Below are 19849 nucleotides of genomic sequence, written 5' to 3' on the forward strand. Positions count from 1 at the left end.
CTCAGATCAGGATGTCGTACATCTTCGCGTCGATATCCAGAGGCTCCATGGCCTTCTTCACGCGGATGGGTTGTTCGGTGATGAACTGAAGCTTGATGCCCGGCTCGACCAGGATCGTGTCCATGATTGCGTTGGCTTCGGCCTTGAAGCGGTCGGAGATGTCCTTGAATGCAGCACCGATCCCCGTTGCTAGGGCGGCCTGTGCTTCACTGCCGGTAAGTTGGCTGGTGACAGTCGAGGTGCCGTTTTGAACGGAGCTGGAGTTTGTGAACTCGGCGGCGCTCAAGGTGGACGCGTAGGCAGCTGCAGCGGCGGCGGCGGACTGAAGTGCAAGAGTTCTTCCTGAAGCCTTGTCGAGCTTGCCGTAGACATCAGCCTCGTTGTCCCGGGTATCCACGATGTAGCCCACGGCCGGCACCATCTGCGCACCACCAGCTGCATCCCAGTAGCTCATCTGCTCAACACGGATCAGTGCCCGGCCAGTGTTCGAGGAGGAGGTGCGGCGGCCGGAGCAAAGGCCCATAAGGTGAATGGTGCCAAGATCACGCTCTACACCATTGGGCCCATGCCAGATACCACGTGCGGGGAGCACAATTGGCTTCGCTTGGGCCTGATCTTCATTGCTCGAGCTTGGCGAGTTGGCGCCAATCGGGCATGCCTGGCCATGGAGCGTAGTGACCTCGACGAAGGAGAAGGCCTCGATCACGTACTCTTCAGCGCTAGCTTGGGCATCAGCAGGTTGTACGGCCGGTTTTACGCCAGGCTCTTGCTGCGGAACCGATTGCCCCCTGCCATTCATCTGATCCAGGGTGGCCTGGGTGTTATTGCTGGTTCGGGTCGCAGCGCGGTCGAATGCATTTACATCAGGGGCCGACATCTCATTGAAGAGGTCACTTTCAGCCTGACTTCCAGCACCGCCACCGCTCTTGCCCTGGAAGCTTGCCTGCTGCATTTGAGGACGAAGAACGGTGTAGTTCGGACCGTACGGGCTTGCAGCGAGACCCTGGCCGCTGGTTGGCGGCGTAGCTGGCCCTAGGTTGAAATCCCCATCAAAGTTCAGACCATCGGTGGGCGGGATCAGGCTCGGTGTTGCTGGCAGTTGCGGCGCCACGGTGTCGGCATCTAGAACGCCGCGGTAGGTTTTATCTACCAGGTCGGTTTGCAGCTTTGCTAAGGCCTCAGCCAGTGCACGGCTGCTGGCCTCGTTTTCCTGCTGCAGCTTGCGACGTTCGCGCTCTTCGTTCTTTCGCTCCTCTTCCCGGGACTTACTCTCCCGGTCCATGCGAGCAGTCATAGCCTCCAGTTTCTTGGAGAACTGAACGAGGGCTGCGTCTTTGTCCTGTCCACCGATGTCATTGATCTTGCCGGTACCGGCGTCAATCGGGGCTGGTGCTTTTTCGACGTTGCTTTGGGTCTCACTGCTGTTGCCGGACAATTTGCTGAACAGCAAAAGTGCCAGGCCAACGACGGCGAAGATGATGACCAGCTTGGCGCCGGGCCCTTTCTGTACCTTGCTTTCTGCTTCCGTAGTCATTTGGCCTTCTCCGAGACGATGAACAGGAGGCCGCGGTGAGAGTCTCCGTAGATCTCAGAGACGAATTCAGGCGACGGGCCGAGGACTCGAGAGGTAGGCAGCATGGCCGCCTGGCGGGCGATGCCGAGTGACTTGCGAACAGCGTTGTTCGAGTAGTCGATCTGATCGATAGCGAGCTTGAAGGACGTACGACCGTGGTTGACCACCTCGTAGGTGGTACCAACGTAGGTGGGGCCGGTGACCTGGGACTGCAGGAGAAATTCAACGGAGCCCTGGCGGAAAACTACACGCTGATCGCGGCTCAGATTCTTGAAGTCGTTGCGGCGATAGCCATTGGGCGTTTCGCCGCTGAAGAGATAGTTCATCAGGCCTTTCACGCGACCTTTGCTGTCGCGGGCAAGGCTGGAGCGATCCACGGGGCCTTGGGACGTAATAGTGACTTGGCTGTCTGCACAGCCAGGGCGTGTGATCAGATTGACAAGGTACGACTGCTTTGAAGGTCCATCGACGGTGACCAACCCCACGTATTGAGGGTCGGTGCTGCGAAAGGCCAGCTTGTTCCGAATGGGCGTGGGGAAGAACTCCATGCCTTCAGGAACTTCCTGGTAGATACCTTCGAGATATTCTTCAGGGAAGATGACTTCCGCGCGCTGCGTGTCATTCGAGATATACACGTCAACAGGCGAATTTTGATAGACGACAGTGCGTGGGGAACGGTTGCATTCCTCATTAGCAAAAACGGATGACGCACAGACTGCAGCAACCATTGCAGCCAGGTATTTCAATTTCACTGCAAGATCTCCTGTGAATCCATGTTGTCTGCAACGACAGCCCATTCGAAGTGTTTCGAAGGTTTGATTGCTTTGATGAGCAACTTGATGTCGTAGCGTTTGCGGTCGAACACGGTGTTCAGAGTGGCGCGATACCGCGCTGCTTTGAATGAAACGACGTAGCCTCCAGCTTTGTTATCAACTTCGAACTCGTATGGCGAAGTGCGAACCAGAACCTGAGTGATCTGCTGATCAACGGACTGTTTGGCACTGGCCTTGAGAAGGTCTTCCTGCTCAGCGCGCATGCGTGGAGACATCATGCGAAGAGCCTCATTGCCGTTGGTTACGGCCGACTCTGGAGCGAAGTTGTAGAAGTTGTTGAGGAACTCAGTGACAAATCCCGCGATATGGCGTTGCGGAATTTGTCGCTCACTCACAAAGACGCCTTCAGCATTAGGGAATCCGTACATGATCCGCTCTTGCTGTAGTTGAAGATTGGCGCTGTGAAGTTTGCTGTTCTGGTTAACGAGAGCAACGATGACGGTGCCAAGAATTACGCCAAGTGCAATGCAGGCGACCATTAATTTGCCCGCGCGCAACTCGCCCTTGCCCATAATGTTGAAAAATTGCAATGGTGGTCCGTATTGCTCGCTCATGTTATGGCTCGTAACGGTTGCAGTAAGTGGGGGCGGGAAGAAGGCCGATATCAATCCAGGCGTTTGAAACCTTCCTGTTCAGCCAACGGAAAAGCGACTTGAGTGGAGGGACTTGGTTTGCGAGCTCACTGTGTTCCCAGCTGCCGGCGAGCAAATTGAGTCGCAGAAGAAGGTGCCCTTGTGGCAAACCCCAAGTGAGGCGTTTGTAGAACCACAAGCAAAAACAACCCACGCCGAAAGACAGCAAGCTGTCACCAGTTACGTTGTGGGTGATTGCCATCGGCACCATCCAGAAGAACAGGTCCTCTTTGTCGAGGCCGCCGAAGTTCAGGGGGGACGTGGCGTACGCGAAAGTATCTCGCTCGTCTTCGCTTGTGATTCTGAAGTGCATCGTCGGCGCTCTACTTGGTGGCCACGCTAAACCCAGCCCATTGGCCAATCGTGTTCACGAAAGGACCGCCGAAGAGGCAGACGATGCAGAAGCAGACCGGAATCCACCACAGCTTGCCGCCGAAGAAGATGATCGACAGTGCCAGGGCACCGATCGAGATCCACAGGCCCCAACCCGCGAAGGCCTGGAACCAGCCTTCAAGGCTGTCGTTGGTGTTTTTCTTGAGGTCGTCGCTGGGGCCGAACTTGCCGTCCCAGGCGGCATTGGCGATGTCGGGGTAGGCGAGGAGGACCGCGATTACGGCCAGCAAGAGAATGCCGACCATGAACCGCTGTACGTCCTCCCGTCGAATGTTGGTACTGAATCCTTGGACGGTCATCGTCTCATTCTCCGATTCGGGTTGGGGTGAAGAAGAACTGGCCATCAGGCGTGAGCTCCTGGTACCGCTGGCGTTTCCGCTCCGGCGCAAGAATCACGTTGATGGTTTCTTCCACGGGCCGGATCTGGCTCAGCATCCGAACGAGGTCCAGTCCAGGAAGGGGGTGATTGGCCTCTGCCTTCTTCAGCTCGGCCTGAGCGAGACTCAGGGCTTGAGCTGCACTGGAGAGATGCTCGAGCGCGATCTGGTAGCGCGGGTCGCGCTGATCAATGACGTAGGGATCGTCCGCGCACGCCGGTGCCGCCGCTACTGCGGCAGCCATCGACAAGCAGAGTGCCAAGAATTGGTTTTTCATTGGGGAGTGCTCCTTTCCCTGAATAGTGGAAAGGCACTGCCCCTTTTCGGACGGTTTACAGCGGGGGGGATGCAGAAATCTTGGGTTAGCCCTTGGCTCTATCCAGAACCTGAGCCAGCCAACGTCTGGCACGGTGGAACTGCGCGAGGAGCAGCTTGGCGACAAAGCCCGTGAACTGAACCAGCAACAACGAAACGACCAGCTGGATGATGTTCTGCACCATGCGGACGATGCTGTTCACGAGTAGCGACGTCATTCCACGAGTCGCGGGGAAGCGGAGCCCGGCGGCAATGATCAGAAACCCGATAACCAGATATGCAGGCCATCCCCACACGGCGAGGTGGAAGCCTACGGTGTTCTCAAACCAGTTGAGGATTGGGTCAAGGGTGTAATCCCATTGGTTAATGCTTTCGAGCCAGGTCACGAGTTCAGTCCTCTAGGGAAAATTTCTGCATGCAGAAAGTTTTAAGCGCGGTTGATCAGGGCACGGTTCTCGTCTGAGAAGCGCTTCCAGGCGTTTATTCCTTCCCGTGCTCGTCTATGGCGCCTCACCAGCTGCATTTGGCTGAAGTGGACGTTGGGGAAGGTGTTGCGAACAAGCGGCATCCGGATTCGATAGGTACCGGACTTGGCAATCAGGATGCCGTCGCCCTGGTCGAGGGTCTGGAAGTCCTCAGGCTGGAGCAGATCCTCCCTTGTAGCTTTCGAGCCTTTCGAGCTGCTCGTGCCTGAACTCTCATTGGCGATGACTCCTGACTGCTCGGTGCTGTGGCTGCTTCCGAGGCTGACGCCTTCCGTTTCCTGGGCGTAGTTGGTGATACATGTACCTGCCAGCTTGCAGGCAAACTCTCTCGTCGCAGCATCCCTGATGTCGCAGTAGAGGTGCGTCCAACAGTTACCCAGCACCATTTCCACGAATGCCGGATCAATTCGCTGCAGGAAGCCAATCCCCTGGAAGGCGATGATGATCGGCACGTTTGCGCTACGTGCGAGCTGGAACAGGATGACCTGGCCGGCGTCCATGAATGACGGGTATTCGTCAAAGATGGCAGGGCAGATCATCAGGGGCTTTTTCTTCTCAAGCTGGATCTCACCAACAGCGCGGGCCAGGTCAGAGATAAAGAGCTTGCCGAAGAGGGACACACCATCCGTGTCGGCGAGGGAGGACATCGAGAGAACCACTACATCGCCGTTGAGGATCGACTCCTTGAGGTCGACGTCGGGGTTGTAGGTGTTAACGATCTGGCCGTATTCGGAGTGGGCAAACGCAGAGAGCTTGGAGATCGCACCCTGCAGGAAGTTCTTGTACTTCGTGGTGTCCCACGTTTCCTTCTCTTCGTTGTACCAGTAGCGCAGGTAGGAGTAGAGGAACTCCTTCCCGTCGGCGTGATCCTGGGAGTCTGTCTCGCGGATGTTCTCCACATACGTCCGCAGCAGGGTGAAGCTAGACAGCATCGCGATCAGGTCTTTGAGGTGGAACGCGGGGGAGCCTGGCTGCAGCTTCATGCACAGGATCGCTGCTGTTAGCGAGTAGCGGTTTACGTCAGTCCAGAACTCTTCCTTCGAGTTGGCCTGCATCTTCATGGCAGTGGAGAGGGTTGCACGAACACCGCCGGAGAAGACGGGGTTGTAGGTGTGCGATTGCCGCGGGAACTCGAAGTTGATCAGCTTGAACTGATCTAGCCTGCCTGCGGCTTTCATCATGCTGTAGATGGCGCCTGCGAAGTCCGAGTCGGATTTGGCCTCGACCAGAATTAAGCCAGCATTTTTCTTAATTTGCTGCTGGATGATCGCCAGTATTAGCTCCGTTTTGCCGGTCCCGGTCGCCGCCAGAAGCGCTACATGGCGCGTCATCTGGTCGTCCGAGAGCAGGAAGGGGATCATCCCTGGATAAGCCTCAAGCAGGCTTTGCCGGGCATCGTCGGCAGAAACGATGCCCTTCTTGTTGGTTACCTCAGTCAGCTTTTCACGCCACTGCGTCCACGGCAGTGTTTTGCCTAGGAAGGTGCTCCGCTGGAAGTCGCAGTCATCCAGTTCGGCTTGCGTGTAGTTGCGATCCCAAACGAGCGGCTTCTCGCTTTCACCTTCTTCGCGGTCAAGCAGCAACGACCAGTAAGCACAGGCAGCTGCAACGGCGAGCGCAACCGGTACCGGGACGAAAGGAATGGCCGCCCCTATGAAGGGCAGGCTGAGCGCAATGTTGCGGCGGCGCTGTAGGTCGGCAAGTTTCGCCTCCCGGGCCTTAATTCGAGCTGATTGAGTCGCCATGCGGGGCAGTCCAGAACGGGATCATCGAGCGAGCCCGTGAAGGCTCGCGGATAGGGAATGTGTCGCCGATCTGGTCGATCTCTCCAACCAGAACAACGGTGCGTCGAGTGCTGTTCAGCAGCGTTGCCAGAAGCTCGGCGTTGATGCTTGGCAAGTGCTCCCTGAGCACCACCAGGATCACCACCTCGAAGACCCGGCCGCGGATAAATTTGGGGATCAAGACACCGCCGTGGAAAAGCGTGACGTTGTCCTTCAGGCCCAGTTCCACGGCGGGCTGGCCGATCGGGTGCGCAATCATGCGCTCACTCGTGAGCTCGGTAGGGGTGAGCAGTGAGAACCCTGGAATCGCGAGTGAAAGCGGCTGGCGGATCACTACCGGCAGACCCTTGAAGAGCTGCTTACTGTGGAAATCGACCGGGGAAGTACTACCCACGAACTCCTTGGCAATCGCTGCGCTCAGCCAACTCGTGACATCGCCACCAGGGACATCGGCTTGTTGCTTGGGCACCACCGGTTTGATGTCGAGGAGCGGGTCGACGTCGCAGGCCTGGCCCAGCTGGCGCATCAGTAGGCACACCGCTTCAGGCAAGTCCTCACGTGATGCGTTGATCCAACTGATGGGCTTCGCCGGGTCAAAGTTGTCGTCTGGTCGTATGGCACCTGACCAGATCTTGTTTGCGAACAGTCTCGGTTCAGAGCGGGCCGGCAACCAGAAGCTGGCCATGAAGGCGCGTATCTCCGGAACCTTCGCCATCTCATCGAACGGCTGGCCAATGGTCTGTGAGGGAAGGTCTTTGGGAACCCCAAGCAGGAACAGTCGTCCGCTATCGGGCATAGCCTCGAGCAAGAAATGCATCTCTTCGACGCCGAGGGCGTCAGATGCGACAAAAACGACAACGTCGGCCTCGATTGGGCTGCGCTGGTGCTGAAGCGGTACTCCTGTCAGAGGATCAAGCCCGACCAGTTCTGAGTACGCCACGATGGGGGCATCTTCACCGAGGGTTGAGTGCAGCTCCGCAACCATTTCCAGGCTGGGGGCCGCATAGAGAACGTCGGTACCGAAGCCGTTAAGGAACTGATCGATACCCTGGGCGATCGTTAGCTGGTCGGCAAGCGTTTCACACTGCACCAGGCCAAGGCGCTCGGCCATGAGCGAACAGAGGCCTGCCGCAAGTGTCTTGCTGGCTGCGGCAGGTAGGTCGAGGGGCTTGAGGAGCTTTGTAGCCATGGCCGATGACGGCACTAGATCATCCAAATCGTCAGCATTGAGCTTCGTCCACCGGATCGCCTTCTCAATGAGTGATTTCTCGATCTCGTAGACATGGTGAAGCTGAAGGCATCCCTCATGGATGTGAGTGACCTTGTTCACGGACAACTGCGTGACCGCTTCTCGGATTAGTGGAGAAAGCGTCTGCCGGTTGAGGTGCAGCAGCTTCTCGACAGCCTCCATGAGCGGTTTACCCGTGATGTAGCTGTGTCCGAGCCAGGCCTCGCGCCGCAGGATGGCGATGACTGCTCCCTTAACGGCCGAGAGGGTGTCATTGGCTACCCGGAAGCGGCGGGCCAAGTTCTGAGCCGTCTGGAAGGTCATGTCGTCGAAGTGCACGTACAGCAGGTATGGATCTTCGCGAAGTACCAGGTTCAGGTCCGTCATATAGCCAAGGCGGCGCTGGAGTGTGGCGAGTTTCTGAGGAGGGATACCCTCAAGGTCGATCTGCGCCAGCGCCAGCTGCTGCGCTCGCTCTGTCTCCCACACTTTGCCAAGTGTCGCGGCCTCTTCCTCACGTATCCCAGCCTCCACAAGGCGCTGAGGGGACCCATCGAGGATGTCGATCAGGTTGTCGCCGAAGTGCTGAACCACCAGGTTGGTGCTGGCCACCGACACGTGAGACAGGCTCGTTAGGTAGCGCGCCAGGTTACCGAGTGCCCGGGGCGGCATTGAGTTGAATGAAGAGGTGTCGAAGTCACCGCCAACTACGTCGGGAGACCACTTTCCGTAAAGGATGAAGTCCTCATAGAGGATCACCTTCCCGAAGTTGCCAGTGGCCTTGAAGACGCTGCCATCCTCGCGGCGGAAAGCGCAGATTGACCATGGCCCGTTTCGGTCCTGGTAATCGATGCTGACGAGGGTAGCGTGTTCACGCTCCAACCCGTCTGCGGCCGCGGGAATGCGCTCAGCTGTCATGCTCGGTCAAATGCTCTGCCGGAGTTGAGGATTCGTGTGGCTTTCAGTACGCGAAATAAAGGGCGCATGGCCACGACCATACCTGTGCGACGGATCTCCGCCGGAGGCGTTTCTTGCAGATCTGGATAGCGGTAGGTGAGGGCGACCAGGATGTCGTAGAGGACAACAAGGGTGACTGCGCGACGAAGAGTGTCCCAGTAGATCATCCCCTCAGGGTGGGCCAAGACCGGACTCCAACCTTCAAAGAGCCCGTCCAACGATAGGTTCTCGTAGGGCACCAGCATCGCCTGGAGTTTCTTGATGCCTGCGTCGACGCCGCTGCTGTAGAGAGTTGCTGCCGCGCTGCGCTCATTTGGCCGGCATGCGAAGACGTTGCTCGATCCGTCGTGCAGAAACTTACGCAAGGTGCCGCGTGCATACTTGGGGTATGCCGCTGGGTAGTCTTCGCTCAGCAACGATTTGGCTTCGTCGGTGTAGATGTAGTCCATGTCAAACCTCATGACTCTGAAGCTAATAGTGGAGGGCGACTGCCCCAAATCGGCAGAAGCTAAACACGACGGGCAAAAAAAAGCCCCGCAATTGCGGGGGCCTGCTGGGTGAAAAATGAAACGCGTTTCAGAACTTGATCATTTCTGAGGGCAAAAAAAAGCCCCGGCTGGCGGGGCTTCTAGAGACCTATCCACAGCATGCGGACATTCTGCAGATTAGTTCACCGCATCTTTCAACGCTTTGCCGGCCTTGAAGCCAGGAATTTTGGCGGCGGCGATATTGATCGCTTTGCCGGTCTGCGGGTTGCGGCCGGTGCGAGCAGCGCGCTCTTTGCTAGCGAAAGTGCCGAACCCCACTAACGTAACCGTATCGCCGGCTGCCAGCGCATTGGTTACCGATTCGATCACTGCGTCGAGCGCGCGACCGGCAGTTGCCTTCGGGATGTCAGCGGCTGCGGCGATGGATTCGATTAGCTCCGATTTGTTCACAGGTAGACTCCAACTTATTGATTTTTGGGCAATTTAACTATTTGCGAGGGGCAATGAGTATTGTCCTTCGAGGTCTGCTTTGAGTAGCTGCGCTACCCAATCGCTGCCGCTGGTGCGGGTTTCAGCACAGGCGAAGTATAACGACGCACTGCGTGTAGCAAAGTCGAAAGCTAGTGAGCATTTCCAGCCTGGCTTGAGCTGGTGCTTAAGCCAGGAATGCTTTTAGTGCTGCCCCGACCAGCACGCCTCCAGCAACCAGCAGGCAGTTGCGCGAGGATGCTTTAAACCCGGCTCTATGAAAGAGGACAGCTCCGCCGGCGCCGATCAACAGTAACTGGTATGCCCAGAGCAGCTGAGGCTCCAGAGCCTTGGAGGCCGGAGAGATAATCGGGCTCAGGTAGGAGGCAATCGCCATTGCAAGCGCTGCCAGGGATGCCAAAACCAGTAGAAGTCGGTTGTGCGTGAATGCCAGCGGCCCAACCTCAATCAGGCCGGATGCCTCGTGGTGTTGTTTGTTCACAGAGCCTCCTCGGGTCGGGATTTCACTAGCACGCTCAACCGCCAGTTGCAGTGCTTCGAGGGTTTCGGACTCTTCCTCGTGCTCGCTCAGACCTGAGTACACATTGGCGGCGGCCTTCATGAACATGCTACCGCAGTCTAGGCGATCCAGCTGTCGTTGTTGGGCTTGATCGTCGGCCTGGGCGCTCAGCAGCACCAGCCCATTCTCATAGCGGCGAACGGCCCAGGTGTCTGGGGCCTTCTTCGTCGCTGCTTCGTATTGAAGCTTCAGGCACTCCAATAGCGGGACTGCAGCGTGGCCATAGGTGGCGTTGAACAGATCCATTCCATTCGGCAGGGATTCGTATTGCATGGGTTGCTCTCCTCTTGAGGAGGGACAACATAACGAGTGCCTACAGCCTGACAAGGTCGTGGAAATTGCGTTGATGGTTTCAACTTGCCGGTGCTCGCTCGGCCGTTATCCTCGAGCAATCCAATACAAGCGAGGAGATCGCTGATGCAGGATCTGAAAATCCTTCTGGATGATCCGGAAGAAAACTACATGAACGACCGCCAGCTGGAGGCTTTCCGATCGGTGTTGAGTACGCGCCGGCAGGATCTTCTGGACCGCATCAAGGATCGCCAATTGGCTATCAGTACCCTCGTAGTTGCGCCAGACCAGGCTGACATGAGCACACTCGAGGAGGAACGCTCTCTGAACCTTCGGCTTATTGCCCGTGAGCAGGATGAGTTGAAGCAGACATCCGCTGCGCTGGCCCGGATCGAGGACGGGTCGTTTGGTTGGTGCGAGACCTCTGGAGTCGAAATCGGCTTGGAGCGCCTCATTCACAACCCTACCGCCATGCGCAGCTTCGATGCTCAGGCAATCATTGAGCGGCAAAATCGCCACTTGGCGGCAGGAAGTGCGTACTGATGGCGCGCCTCGGTGAGCCTATTCATCACAGCGGGCCGATTGTCGAGGTGAGCCCTGCTGACCTTGCACGATGGGGCAGCCTGTCGGGTGTTGGCCCCTCGGACTGGATTCGCTTTCAGCAAGAAATTTGCTGGGTGCGTGAGCCCACGGCCGAGATCTTCTTTCGACATGGTGGCAGGCTTCTGAAGGATGGGCCCAGGTTCTGCGACCACCCGCGCTTTCTGTCTGGCCTGGAAGCCGGGGTCGGCGACGCGATTCAGCTGTGCAAGGCGTATGCGGTTGGCCCTGAAAGCTCCCTAGAGATCATCCTCGAAGCGGCGATTCAGGATGTCCCCTACCTGAAGGCTAGGCCTCCGCTCGGTGGGATCACGTCTGGCGCCTATCTCCATCCGATCTACTCGATCAGTGACAACTGGTTCTATTTCGATGAAGGCTTAATGGCTGCATACAGCGCTGCAGTTGGCGAGTCTGAGCGCCACGAAGCCTGGATGGCCATCCCAAGGATTGGTCCCCGTGCTGTCGTCGAGCGCCAAGTGGTTTGGAACAGTAAGTTGGACCTGGCCGAGGGTGGAACGGGGAGAGTGGAGCAGTTCCTGCTGGAACAACGTGGCGCACTCTCTGAGCTGCTGCAAACCGTCGCTGCATAGACCCGCTATGACATTGAAAGACCCGCCTCGAAGCGGGTCTTTCTGTTTGTGTGGTAGCCGTTTCGGTTCAGCTGACCGTCAGCAACTCTGACCAAGAGGTGGTAAACCGCTGGCTCAATCGATCGCGCTTCATGGACCAGGGTTTCTCTCCTACTACGCGAGCTGTGCTGATCGTATTGCGACCCTCCCGGCGATTGATCGCGTCGACGACGGCCATCACCCGATCGCTGTTTGGCCTTGCGGCTGGCGCGAAAAGATCGGAGGTGTGCTCGCCGGCACCGACGAACTCCATCAGGATCACGCCCGCTTTCGCGTAGGCCGGACCAGGTATGTAGATTGCCCGCAATCCGGCCTGTGCAGCAGCAACGATGTCGCGGGTGTCCGAGCTGGGGTAGGGAAGCGGTACCGTTGCGCCGCGGCTGTAGTGGTCGGCCCCAGTGGTGAATGCGCCGGTGCGGATGTACACCTGCACAACCTGGCACAAGTGGCGCTGGGCTCTTAGTTTCTCCGCGGCTCTGCTGGCATAGCTAGCTACCGCTTCGGCCAATGGGGGCAGGTCATGTACCCTTTCTCCGAACGATCGTGTGCAAGCGATCATCTGCTTCGGCTCGGGCCCTTCTTCCAGATCAAAGCAACGCTCCCCGCGTAACTCACGCGCAGTGCGTTCGACATTGATGCTAAACATTCGTCTGAGCGTCTTGTGGTCATAGTCGGCCAGCTGAATGGCGTGTGAAATTCCCATTTTCTTGAGGCGCTCGCTGATGCTGGGGCCGATCCCCCAGATTTCATCCACTGTGAGTTCCGGCAGGCTTAGCAGTCGCCGTTGCCTGGCTGGGTCACTCAGATCCACAACACCTCCTGTTTTCGGCCACTTCTTCGAAGCGAAGCTGGCAGCCTTGGCCAGTGTCTTGGTCGGGCCGATTCCAACCCCAACCTGCAGGCCTGTCTCCTTGAGTACTCGGGCTCTTACCCTGCGACCGTAGGCATCGAGGTCTGAGTCCACGCCATCCCAGCACAGAAATGACTCATCAATCGAGTAGGCCTCAGCGCGGCTGGCCGTATCACGGAGGATTTCCGCCACTCGCTGCGACATATCGGCATAGAGAGTAAAGTTGGAGCTGCACATCAGCAGTCCGTGGCGGCGAACGTGCTCACGTAGCTGGAAGTATGGTTGCCCCATCTTGATTCCCAGCTGCTTGGCTTCATCACTGCGGCTGACAACACAGCCATCGTTCCCGCTGAGTACTACAACGGGCTTACCGATCAGCGACGGCCGAAACAGGCACTCGACACTGACATAGAAGTTCTTTCCGTCGACCAGGGCGAACATCACTTCACCCTCGCGCAGTGTTTGTGGAGGCTGAACGTTGCCACCCCGAACAGCCTGAGCTCGTCGCCGGCGGCGAACTCAATAGTTGGGTACCGCGGATTAGCGGGCTGCAGCACAGGGCGTTTGTCGTGTTGCACGGTGAGAGTCTTCACTGTGAAATCGCCTTGTACGCAGGCGATCACAACATCACCTGGCTGTGCCTCGCAGGCGCGGCAGATCACTAAGATGTCACCTGGATAGATGCCAACGCCCACCATGCTGTCGCCTGCGGCTCGAACCAGGTAGGTGCTAGGGGCTCGGATGTTCACTAGAGCGTCTAGCGAGCGAGGGAGGTCAGCAGGCTCTGCGGCCAGGCCCGTTGTCCTAAGCCGGTGGAGGCTGAACGTCACCACGCCATAGACCACCAACTCCTCTGCTTCACCGAAAACGATCGGCGGGTAATGAGGGTTGGATGACAGCAGTTTGGGGCGACCAGCTTTGTCGAAGGCCAGGGTTCGGATCGCTGAATCTCTTGATTCAGTGACTACGACGTCGCCTGCTTGCGCTGTCATCGCACGGTCAACAATCAGTAGGTCGCCGCAGGAAATCCCTTTGCCCGACATGCTCTCATCGGTCACCAGCAGGATGTAGGTATGAGGAGCCCGAACGTTGGCGAGCTCATCGAGCGAAAGCGATGCTTCGGCATAGTCATCGGCCGGGCTCGGAAATCCAGCGCTGATGTGGGTGCTATAGAGTGGTACGCAAATGCCAGACGGCACGATGCGCCCAAGCTCAAGAAAAGAGGTCATGGGGTATTGCTCGTAACTGTATATTTATACAGATAGCAAGGGCGCCAGCTAAAGGCAACAGGCAGACCTGTCAGAGTGACCGAAGGATCGAGAGAGGAAGTACCTATGTGCAGTCGATATGAAGCGCCGGCGCCGGCAGAACTGGTGGCTGCGTTCGGTACCGAGTTGATTGAGCCGGTGCAGACAGAGTTATGGCCCGGGTATGTGGGGCCTTTCATCCGCCGCCTGCAGGTAGGCGCTGGGGAGGAGGATCAGCCAGACCTGGAGGCGCAGGCAGGGGTATTCGGTCTTCTTCCTTTCTGGGCCAAGGATCAGAAACTGGCCCGGCGAACCTACAACGCCCGCTCGGAGACGGTGGCTGAAAAGCCCTCGTTTCGCGCCGCATGGAGAGATGGTCGGCGCTGCATCATTCCGGCCTCTGCGATATACGAGCCAGACTGGAGGAGCGGTAAAGCCGTCCCGACACGCATCTGCCGCGTAGATGGTGAGCCAATGGGGATTGCCGGGTTGTGGGAGCGCTGGGTTGGGCCCAGCGGAGAGGTTGTGCATTCCTACACGATGCTGACGATCAACGCAGATGACCATCCGCTGATGCGCAACTATCACAAGCCCACGGATGAAAAGAGGATGGTGGTAATCCTGCCGCGGGGATTGTATCGAGACTGGCTGGCGGCGCCGGCGGCGAACAGCATGGAGTTCATGCGGCAGTATCCAGCGGATCGCCTGCAGGTAGCCGATCGGCCACGCTGATAGCGTGGCCTAGCTCAGTTGGAGGTCTTCGCAGATGACCTGGCGCCGACCATGCCTGGAATCAGCACTTCGCTGAAATCGGGCTGTTCACCCGCCGACCATTGATGAATAGCAGCATCGATGCGCGCGATGTATTCGCTTCCGCCCCGCATCGGGTTTCTGGAAACCTCTTCCTGATAGGCGTCTCGATAGGCGCGCAGGTATTTGAGGGTTCCCGCTTCACCTGCAGCGTCTTTTGCTTGGTGATGTGCCGAGGCCATCGAAAGCGTGTCTGGATGACATCCCCATCCCATGTGAATTCTCTCCCGCACTCAATGTTGGCGGGAGCGGCGAATAACGGTTCCGTCGCCCAGGATTACTTGGCCGGTGCGTGCGAGCGCCAGGTGAACTGAGCGAGCAACCTTGCGCTCGACCTGCCTTGGTAGAAAAGAGACCTTCCGCGACAATCGTTCGGCGGATACGGCCATCTCAGAAATAAGATCAGCACTGGCCAGTCCATCGACTTCCCAGCTACCGTCGGCCTGAAGTACTGCATCAGCAGTAGAGGAGCCGATATCCACCACCATCGTCGAGGTATCTAGTGGCAGGAATCGCTTTCCCTTACCAGCGCCGGCGTTCTCTGCCAGGACCACGAGCAGCTCATTACCAGCTGCGTCCTTCATCATGACTTCGTTCAAGACCATTTCCTCTCAGCGGTCGATTGGCGTCGTGGCCGCTGGCCACGCATTGCACACTAGATTGATGCTCCAGCGTCGTCACTCGTTATCTGCTCGAAGGACCATCTCGCTCCAGCCTGAAGCGCCCTCGACGCGGTAAAGCTTGGCCTTTGTACCGTCCGGAAACAGGTGCTTCTGTCGGGCCCGCTCGAACATGCACTGCAGTGAAAGTTGGTTATCGGCGAAGTCTGCAATCTGTGGGCTGTCGATGGACGTGGCCACCAGGTTGACGAAGACGTCGCTCAGGCGCTGGCAAGACTGGTTGAGCAGCAGATCCTTGACCGTATCGTCGTAGACCACTGCTCCGAAACAGGTGAGGTGGTTGCCTTTGTGCCTGCGGCTGGTGCTTCGCTCGTAGAGCACCAGTGCTGGCGCACCAGCGCCTGCGAGGAGCTCGGCGGTTGCCAGGGCACTGGAGAGGTAGTGCAGCATCACCGAGTCGTGTGCGGTACCTGGCGTGGCGGTAAAGCCAGCAACGAACACCGGCACGCGGCCCAGGTCTTTGTCCACAACAAAGGCAGCTGGCTCAGCGTAGAACTGATCCACGGACTGCAGCTGGGCGATCTGCCTCATCGGAGACGGCAGCGGTTCAATTTCCCACTGAAGAAACCTGAGAAGAGCAAGATGTGGGGCGCTCGGAACGGTGGATAACAACCGCGACTGCCCCTCAGTTGTTTCCAGGCAGCGGCTCCGGTTGAGTTGATCGAGCGCCGCGTGCACGTTTGCCTCCACCGGCTCATCGGGTCGTTGTCTTCTTGGGCTGAACTCAGCCGGGTAGATCTGCCAAAGCGAGCTGCTGCCAGGTGGATTTGTCCACACCAGGTGATTGGCGACGTCCGCCCTGATTCCAAACTCGTCAGAAAGGATCGTCCGCATCGATGTGGCCATGCTAAGGCGCTGGTCGACGGGCAGCTGGTCGAAGTCGAAGAGAGTGGCGTTGGGCTGCGCGGCTTCCAGTAGCTCGCCCCATGAACGATGACCACAGAGTCGCACGAACGTATCTCGAGCGACGTCTTTGAACTCAGGGATGCCTTTGCGGAAGAGGTCTATCCATTCGTTCGCATAGGTTTGATTTGGAATCTGAACGGGTTTCAGCTGTTGATCGATCAAGCAGTTGTTCTCATTGGCGCCAACCGGAAACCTGCTGCAAGGCTAGATCCGTTGGACGGTTGCTCCAGCCACCCGACCAGGGGTGAGGACTGAATATGGTGAGCCCAGATTAACGCCCCTTCCGGGGCGTTCAACTACCGCGCTAGTCACTGATTAGCGACGGAATCCCGCCAGCACACCAGGAAGGAGCTTCCACAGTCCTGAGAACAGGTTGACGAAGAAAAGGGCATACACGGCCAGGAAGGAGACCGTAGAAAGCACACAGAGGGCGATGGCAGTTTGCGCACCCAATAGGCTTGGGCTGTTCAGCAGAGGGCCCGTCAGTAGCACACAGATACCCAGGTAGAAAGGAACCCCAAAAGCTGCTACGGCTGCTACGGCGAGCTTGGGCTGATTGCACATCGTGAGGACGCCGCCTACAAGGCCGCCGAGCAGGGCCATCAAGTATGCATTGACAGGTGCGTCTCGGCCGGCCGCGATCATCATTGCCTGCAGACGGTCGCCGTCATAAACCACGCCGTCATGAATGCCGATGAGTAGTGCGCAGGCAAGACCAGATAGCAGTGCAGTGGAGAACAGGGCTTTCAAAATCATTGGTGAAGCCTCCTTGGGATTGAGGAGGCCAGCATATCCAGGGTAGCGAACGGTGCTAGCCAAAGTGGCGACACCAAATTCTATGACCACCCGGCGTCATTGCCGGGTGGATTTGAGTTGAGAGTGTGACGGAGAGCTTTCGGAACGGGCCGGTCTCACCGGCCCGAGATGTTGAGAGGGTTACTTCTTGGGAGAGGTCAGCTTGCGGATGATGTCCTCCTGCAGATCAGCTTCTTCCTCAATCCTACATTCGGTAAGGCCATCGGCCATCGGCGAAGCGAGCAGGATGTCTTCTGCTTCTTCCTCGGCGGCGCGGTAAATCTCGTTGGTAATGAACTCGGCGTCATCTTCATCATGACCGGCCGGGTTGAAGTTCTGCACGGCTTGTTGGGCTTTGGCTTTTACCTCGTTCGCCTCTTCACGTGCTTCGTCAGTCAGTTGGATTTGCTCATCAAGGGTCAATCCGGAATCGCGCGCCTGCACCTTACGCAGGGTCTGTTCAAGTTCATTTACGGTGTGTTTGCTCTCGATCAGTTTGCTAAGCGCTTCTTCCTGACCTACGAGCGATGGGTGCATAAGTCCCGGGCTTTCCTGCAGGGCCTCCAGTACCTGAGGGGGTGCGTCTCTGAGTGCTTGTGCTAGTTCCGTCTGGTTCATGTGGATACCACCTCGTATTGTGATGTCCAGCCGGGCCAACCTTAGGCCGGCTGGCACCGTGCAATCCTAGCACTGCAGATTGCCGCCGGCGAAGAAAAAAGCCCGGCAAAAGCCGGGCTCAGTTGGATTAGCGGATGGGCGCTGGCCAGTTGGTCTGGCCGCGGGCGATTACCCCTGGCGTCCTACCGTAGCGATCGGCAATCGTTGGCGCCAGTTCCGGGAAAAGCTCCTCGATGGTGGGCGCCAGCATGGCTACGTATGAATCGAATTGAGGATGCTTGTCCCCGTTCCCGTCGGCGATAAGCCCATGGTAGGAGCGCTCGAACCAGCCCTGCACGACCATAAGGACGCCTTCAACGCGTTCATCCAGGGTGCCGGCCGCATGAGCGATGGTGTGGCCTTCCTGCTTCAGCTTCTCCCGTTGAACATAGGTGCGCGGCCGATAGCCAGTCTGTTCCTCAACCTCCAGGAACCGTTCGTGGATCTGGCGATGCTTCTGCTGGTCCTCTTTGAGGTCAGCGGCGAAGCGGAAGTCGCAGTAGAGGCAATGCGTGATGGCATTGGGGCCACCTGGTGAATCCAGGTGCTGATCGATCACTGCTTGGAACCTGCGGTTCAACTCGTGATAGTTGCGCAGTCCGAGCAACTCGGCGGCCGCCCGATCAAGACGCTTGTTGTACGAGAGATCCGGGTGGGCTTGTTTGATGCGCTTTGCGTGGTGCTTGACGTTCTGGACGTCAGCGAAGGTAGGAGCTTGTTGCATGGGGGTAGCCTCTGACAGGCAGATTCTGTGTCCACTGGGAGAACCCTGGAAGGGTTGGTACCACGGGTGAAGTCACGATAGTGCGCGAGGCTTTGCCAGTGTGGACGGCAGGACCTACCGAGGGGCCCAGGCTAGAGGTTAAGTGAGGATCTGGTTGCGAATCAAGAGTGGCCAGGCCCGGGAGCTAGCGGCGAATCTTGAACTCTGGCTCGAGGTATTCATTCAGCTCCGGCAGGCGGTCACCTTCAAGACGTTCATCGGCCTGTCCTACTGGGAGAGCGGCCACCAGTAGCCCGTCGTCCACTGGGATACCGAAGAACTCCCAGCCTTCGGGCTCATCACATTCAGGGTCGTAACCACCCAGTCGCAATGCCAACTGCTTGCAGAACGAGACATCTGGCTCTGAAAGCGGAGCAGCACCTTTGCGGAGAGAGGTTACTTTCTGATTCATGCGGAGCATGTCATAGACGCTTTGACACTTTCGATTCAAAAGCAAATCTGTCCAAGTGCCATTCACTGAATTAAACGCTACCCCGATGTAGCAATAGGTTTTGTTCCGAACAGTGATCAGCTGAGGCCAGCTTGCGAGCATCAAGAACGTTGTGGCGCCCTTTGGAGCCCAGTCAGTCATGAAGTTTCCAAGACACGCAAACTGAACAAGGCGGTGTGTTGGATGCCCGCATACTTCTCCAGAAAAATCTGGAACATGGATGTTGTTTGTCAGATATACAGGCACCCATGGGAATGATGCAGAGTGATCCTGGATTAACAAAGATGGCTCGCCAATGGGTACATCTTCGTAGTCGATCTCTTGAGCATTCCACCCCAAGTAGTCCAAGACCTTAAGCCAGCCTTCCCAATTGGCCTGTAATGTTAGTGAGGCCGCAATAGCAACTCTATCGTTTGAACATTCAGCACCTAATGCTAGAGCAACTGACATTTCATTTTGTGCAAACGCATCCACGTCAACTTCATCTTCAAAGTCATCATCTTGCTCTTCCTCACTTCCAAGCTCGCTCAGGTCGAATTCATTAAACGCCCCACGACTTGATGGGGACAAGCACTGGAGTATGACTAGAGCAACCGGTGGAATGATTTCAAAATCCTGGATCAGGATATTGACGTAGCGCTGCAGCCTGGCTTGCAACTGCTGTGGAGGTAACTCGTCGTCGAAGCGAGAGCGCGGGAGGTTGTTGATGGCATAGACCATCACTTCCCAGGACCCAAAGCCGCAGAGCGAAACCAGAATTTCAGCAGACTCTTCCGCGGATAGTTGGCACGACGCTGAGCAAATGCTCACCCATGTCTGAGCCCGGTCGACACCACTCATTACAAAGGGTTCATGGGTCATGCTGGCCTCCGAGGCCCGTTTGAGATAGGAAATTAGAGTATCAGTGATAGAGCAAAATGGAGAGAATTTGAAGGGCTCGTTAGAGTTCAGAGCCAGGGAGAGGAGGCCGGCGTCGCTTATATATGCTGTATATAGCTTAGTTGTGATGGCGTGACTGAAGAGTTGCCCTGGTAGATGTGTGTACAAGGCTGCAAGT

24 protein-coding genes are annotated in these 19849 nt (G+C 57.4%); 3 read left to right on the forward strand and 21 right to left on the reverse strand.

From position 1 onward, the window contains the following. Position 1: 1 nt before the first annotated feature. The 12 genes from ACSVIK_RS02320 to ACSVIK_RS02375 form a co-directional block, all read right to left on the reverse strand. Positions 2 to 1534 carry a conjugal transfer protein TraB gene (locus ACSVIK_RS02320; protein ID WP_442442763.1) on the reverse strand — a complete coding sequence of 511 codons (1533 nt, stop codon included), beginning with the start codon at positions 1532 to 1534 and terminating at the stop codon, positions 2 to 4. Next, entirely contained in the window at positions 1531 to 2325 is a 795-nt protein-coding gene (locus ACSVIK_RS02325; RefSeq protein WP_442442764.1) for a hypothetical protein, read from the reverse strand. Before ACSVIK_RS02325 ends, ACSVIK_RS02320 begins: the two co-directional genes overlap by 4 nt. Next, on the reverse strand, positions 2322 to 2960 hold the full coding sequence (locus ACSVIK_RS02330) for a hypothetical protein (protein WP_442442765.1): 639 nt from the start codon (positions 2958 to 2960) through the stop codon (positions 2322 to 2324). The genes ACSVIK_RS02325 and ACSVIK_RS02330 overlap by 4 nt, the downstream gene beginning before the upstream one ends. 1 nt (position 2961) lies before the next feature. Continuing rightward, the gene (locus ACSVIK_RS02335; protein WP_442442766.1) at positions 2962 to 3351 is read right to left on the reverse strand and encodes a hypothetical protein; all 390 of its coding nucleotides are present in this window, start codon (positions 3349 to 3351) and stop codon (positions 2962 to 2964) included. Positions 3352 to 3361: 10 nt separating this feature from the next. Next, a complete protein-coding gene (locus ACSVIK_RS02340; protein WP_442442767.1) occupies positions 3362 to 3730 on the reverse strand; it encodes a hypothetical protein in 369 nt (122 codons plus the stop codon). A 4-nt stretch (positions 3731 to 3734) separates the two neighbouring features. Beyond that, positions 3735 to 4085, reverse strand: a complete 351-nt coding sequence (locus ACSVIK_RS02345) for a hypothetical protein (protein WP_442442768.1) — start codon at positions 4083 to 4085, stop codon at positions 3735 to 3737. Positions 4086 to 4170: 85 nt separating this feature from the next. Then, positions 4171 to 4509: a hypothetical protein gene (locus tag ACSVIK_RS02350; protein WP_442442769.1), complete on the reverse strand. Its 339-nt coding sequence runs from the start codon at positions 4507 to 4509 to the stop codon at positions 4171 to 4173. A gap of 41 nt (positions 4510 to 4550) precedes the next feature. Continuing rightward, entirely contained in the window at positions 4551 to 6353 is a 1803-nt protein-coding gene (locus ACSVIK_RS02355) for a type IV secretory system conjugative DNA transfer family protein (RefSeq protein ID WP_442442770.1), read from the reverse strand. After that, a complete protein-coding gene (locus ACSVIK_RS02360; protein ID WP_442442771.1) occupies positions 6328 to 8538 on the reverse strand; it encodes a helix-hairpin-helix domain-containing protein in 2211 nt (736 codons plus the stop codon). The genes ACSVIK_RS02355 and ACSVIK_RS02360 overlap by 26 nt, the downstream gene beginning before the upstream one ends. Then, positions 8535 to 9026 carry a hypothetical protein gene (locus tag ACSVIK_RS02365; RefSeq protein WP_442442772.1) on the reverse strand — a complete coding sequence of 164 codons (492 nt, stop codon included), beginning with the start codon at positions 9024 to 9026 and terminating at the stop codon, positions 8535 to 8537. The genes ACSVIK_RS02360 and ACSVIK_RS02365 overlap by 4 nt, the downstream gene beginning before the upstream one ends. Before the next feature lie 216 nt (positions 9027 to 9242). Then, positions 9243 to 9515 carry an HU family DNA-binding protein gene (locus ACSVIK_RS02370; protein WP_442442773.1) on the reverse strand — a complete coding sequence of 91 codons (273 nt, stop codon included), beginning with the start codon at positions 9513 to 9515 and terminating at the stop codon, positions 9243 to 9245. Between the two features lie 205 nt (positions 9516 to 9720). Then, positions 9721 to 10386 carry a hypothetical protein gene (locus ACSVIK_RS02375; protein ID WP_442442774.1) on the reverse strand — a complete coding sequence of 222 codons (666 nt, stop codon included), beginning with the start codon at positions 10384 to 10386 and terminating at the stop codon, positions 9721 to 9723. Positions 10387 to 10530: 144 nt separating this feature from the next. Here ACSVIK_RS02375 and ACSVIK_RS02380 point away from each other — a divergent pair, with 144 nt between their 5' ends. After that, on the forward strand, positions 10531 to 10947 hold the full coding sequence (locus ACSVIK_RS02380) for a TraR/DksA family transcriptional regulator (protein WP_442442775.1): 417 nt from the start codon (positions 10531 to 10533) through the stop codon (positions 10945 to 10947). Then, positions 10947 to 11594 (forward strand): hypothetical protein, encoded by a 648-nt coding sequence (locus tag ACSVIK_RS02385; protein ID WP_442442776.1) that lies wholly within the window; start codon positions 10947 to 10949, stop codon positions 11592 to 11594. The genes ACSVIK_RS02380 and ACSVIK_RS02385 overlap by 1 nt, the downstream gene beginning before the upstream one ends. Positions 11595 to 11661: 67 nt before the next feature. On the opposite strand, the gene umuC is transcribed toward ACSVIK_RS02385, so the two are convergent. Next, positions 11662 to 12924 carry a translesion error-prone DNA polymerase V subunit UmuC gene (gene umuC, locus ACSVIK_RS02390; RefSeq protein ID WP_442442777.1) on the reverse strand — a complete coding sequence of 421 codons (1263 nt, stop codon included), beginning with the start codon at positions 12922 to 12924 and terminating at the stop codon, positions 11662 to 11664. Further along, a complete protein-coding gene (locus tag ACSVIK_RS02395; protein WP_442442778.1) occupies positions 12924 to 13712 on the reverse strand; it encodes a LexA family protein in 789 nt (262 codons plus the stop codon). The genes umuC and ACSVIK_RS02395 overlap by 1 nt, the downstream gene beginning before the upstream one ends. Before the next feature lie 105 nt (positions 13713 to 13817). Between ACSVIK_RS02395 and ACSVIK_RS02400 the strand changes: the two genes are divergently transcribed. Continuing rightward, positions 13818 to 14462, forward strand: coding sequence for an SOS response-associated peptidase (locus ACSVIK_RS02400; RefSeq protein ID WP_442442779.1), 645 nt, complete (start codon positions 13818 to 13820; stop codon positions 14460 to 14462). Positions 14463 to 14476: 14 nt separating this feature from the next. Here ACSVIK_RS02400 and ACSVIK_RS02405 read toward each other — a convergent pair whose 3' ends face one another. The 7 genes from ACSVIK_RS02405 to ACSVIK_RS02435 all read right to left on the reverse strand — a co-directional run bounded on the left by ACSVIK_RS02405 (position 14477) and on the right by ACSVIK_RS02435 (position 19653). Next, positions 14477 to 14755, reverse strand: a complete 279-nt coding sequence (locus ACSVIK_RS02405) for a hypothetical protein (protein WP_442442780.1) — start codon at positions 14753 to 14755, stop codon at positions 14477 to 14479. A gap of 18 nt (positions 14756 to 14773) precedes the next feature. Continuing rightward, positions 14774 to 15139, reverse strand: a complete 366-nt coding sequence (locus ACSVIK_RS02410) for a hypothetical protein (RefSeq protein WP_442442781.1) — start codon at positions 15137 to 15139, stop codon at positions 14774 to 14776. Positions 15140 to 15217: 78 nt separating this feature from the next. Further along, complete coding sequence (locus ACSVIK_RS02415; RefSeq protein WP_442442782.1) at positions 15218 to 16288, reverse strand: hypothetical protein; 1071 nt, start codon at positions 16286 to 16288, stop codon at positions 15218 to 15220. Between the two features lie 153 nt (positions 16289 to 16441). Continuing rightward, complete coding sequence (locus tag ACSVIK_RS02420) at positions 16442 to 16882, reverse strand: hypothetical protein (RefSeq protein ID WP_442442783.1); 441 nt, start codon at positions 16880 to 16882, stop codon at positions 16442 to 16444. A gap of 180 nt (positions 16883 to 17062) precedes the next feature. Next, positions 17063 to 17539 (reverse strand): hypothetical protein, encoded by a 477-nt coding sequence (locus tag ACSVIK_RS02425; protein ID WP_442442784.1) that lies wholly within the window; start codon positions 17537 to 17539, stop codon positions 17063 to 17065. A 127-nt stretch (positions 17540 to 17666) separates the two neighbouring features. Next, positions 17667 to 18302, reverse strand: a complete 636-nt coding sequence (locus ACSVIK_RS02430; protein ID WP_442442785.1) for a hypothetical protein — start codon at positions 18300 to 18302, stop codon at positions 17667 to 17669. Positions 18303 to 18486: 184 nt separating this feature from the next. Then, positions 18487 to 19653 (reverse strand): hypothetical protein, encoded by a 1167-nt coding sequence (locus tag ACSVIK_RS02435; RefSeq protein ID WP_442442786.1) that lies wholly within the window; start codon positions 19651 to 19653, stop codon positions 18487 to 18489. Positions 19654 to 19849: the final 196 nt, after the last annotated feature.

This window comes from Pseudomonas sp. NCHU5216 (genome assembly GCF_052156495.1).
Lineage (GTDB): Bacteria > Pseudomonadota > Gammaproteobacteria > Pseudomonadales > Pseudomonadaceae > Aquipseudomonas.

What these genes read in the sequence shown, in the direction of transcription:
- ACSVIK_RS02320 (WP_442442763.1), bottom strand. Translation starts at nt 1,534, where the DNA reads ATGACTACGGAAGCAGAAAGCAAGGTACAGAAAGGGCCCGGCGCCAAG.
- ACSVIK_RS02365 (WP_442442772.1), bottom strand. Translation starts at nt 9,026, where the DNA reads ATGGACTACATCTACACCGACGAAGCCAAATCGTTGCTGAGCGAAGAC.
- ACSVIK_RS02405 (WP_442442780.1), bottom strand. Translation starts at nt 14,755, where the DNA reads ATGGGATGGGGATGTCATCCAGACACGCTTTCGATGGCCTCGGCACAT.
- umuC (WP_442442777.1), bottom strand. Translation starts at nt 12,924, where the DNA reads ATGTTCGCCCTGGTCGACGGAAAGAACTTCTATGTCAGTGTCGAGTGC.
- ACSVIK_RS02395 (WP_442442778.1), bottom strand. Translation starts at nt 13,712, where the DNA reads ATGACCTCTTTTCTTGAGCTTGGGCGCATCGTGCCGTCTGGCATTTGC.
- ACSVIK_RS02400 (WP_442442779.1), top strand. Translation starts at nt 13,818, where the DNA reads ATGTGCAGTCGATATGAAGCGCCGGCGCCGGCAGAACTGGTGGCTGCG.
- ACSVIK_RS02345 (WP_442442768.1), bottom strand. Translation starts at nt 4,085, where the DNA reads ATGAAAAACCAATTCTTGGCACTCTGCTTGTCGATGGCTGCCGCAGTA.
- ACSVIK_RS02360 (WP_442442771.1), bottom strand. Translation starts at nt 8,538, where the DNA reads ATGACAGCTGAGCGCATTCCCGCGGCCGCAGACGGGTTGGAGCGTGAA.
- ACSVIK_RS02340 (WP_442442767.1), bottom strand. Translation starts at nt 3,730, where the DNA reads ATGACCGTCCAAGGATTCAGTACCAACATTCGACGGGAGGACGTACAG.
- ACSVIK_RS02375 (WP_442442774.1), bottom strand. Translation starts at nt 10,386, where the DNA reads ATGCAATACGAATCCCTGCCGAATGGAATGGATCTGTTCAACGCCACC.
- ACSVIK_RS02425 (WP_442442784.1), bottom strand. Translation starts at nt 17,539, where the DNA reads ATGAACCAGACGGAACTAGCACAAGCACTCAGAGACGCACCCCCTCAG.
- ACSVIK_RS02430 (WP_442442785.1), bottom strand. Translation starts at nt 18,302, where the DNA reads ATGCAACAAGCTCCTACCTTCGCTGACGTCCAGAACGTCAAGCACCAC.
- ACSVIK_RS02420 (WP_442442783.1), bottom strand. Translation starts at nt 16,882, where the DNA reads ATGATTTTGAAAGCCCTGTTCTCCACTGCACTGCTATCTGGTCTTGCC.
- ACSVIK_RS02380 (WP_442442775.1), top strand. Translation starts at nt 10,531, where the DNA reads ATGCAGGATCTGAAAATCCTTCTGGATGATCCGGAAGAAAACTACATG.
- ACSVIK_RS02335 (WP_442442766.1), bottom strand. Translation starts at nt 3,351, where the DNA reads ATGCACTTCAGAATCACAAGCGAAGACGAGCGAGATACTTTCGCGTAC.
- ACSVIK_RS02385 (WP_442442776.1), top strand. Translation starts at nt 10,947, where the DNA reads ATGGCGCGCCTCGGTGAGCCTATTCATCACAGCGGGCCGATTGTCGAG.
- ACSVIK_RS02355 (WP_442442770.1), bottom strand. Translation starts at nt 6,353, where the DNA reads ATGGCGACTCAATCAGCTCGAATTAAGGCCCGGGAGGCGAAACTTGCC.
- ACSVIK_RS02330 (WP_442442765.1), bottom strand. Translation starts at nt 2,960, where the DNA reads ATGAGCGAGCAATACGGACCACCATTGCAATTTTTCAACATTATGGGC.
- ACSVIK_RS02435 (WP_442442786.1), bottom strand. Translation starts at nt 19,653, where the DNA reads ATGACCCATGAACCCTTTGTAATGAGTGGTGTCGACCGGGCTCAGACA.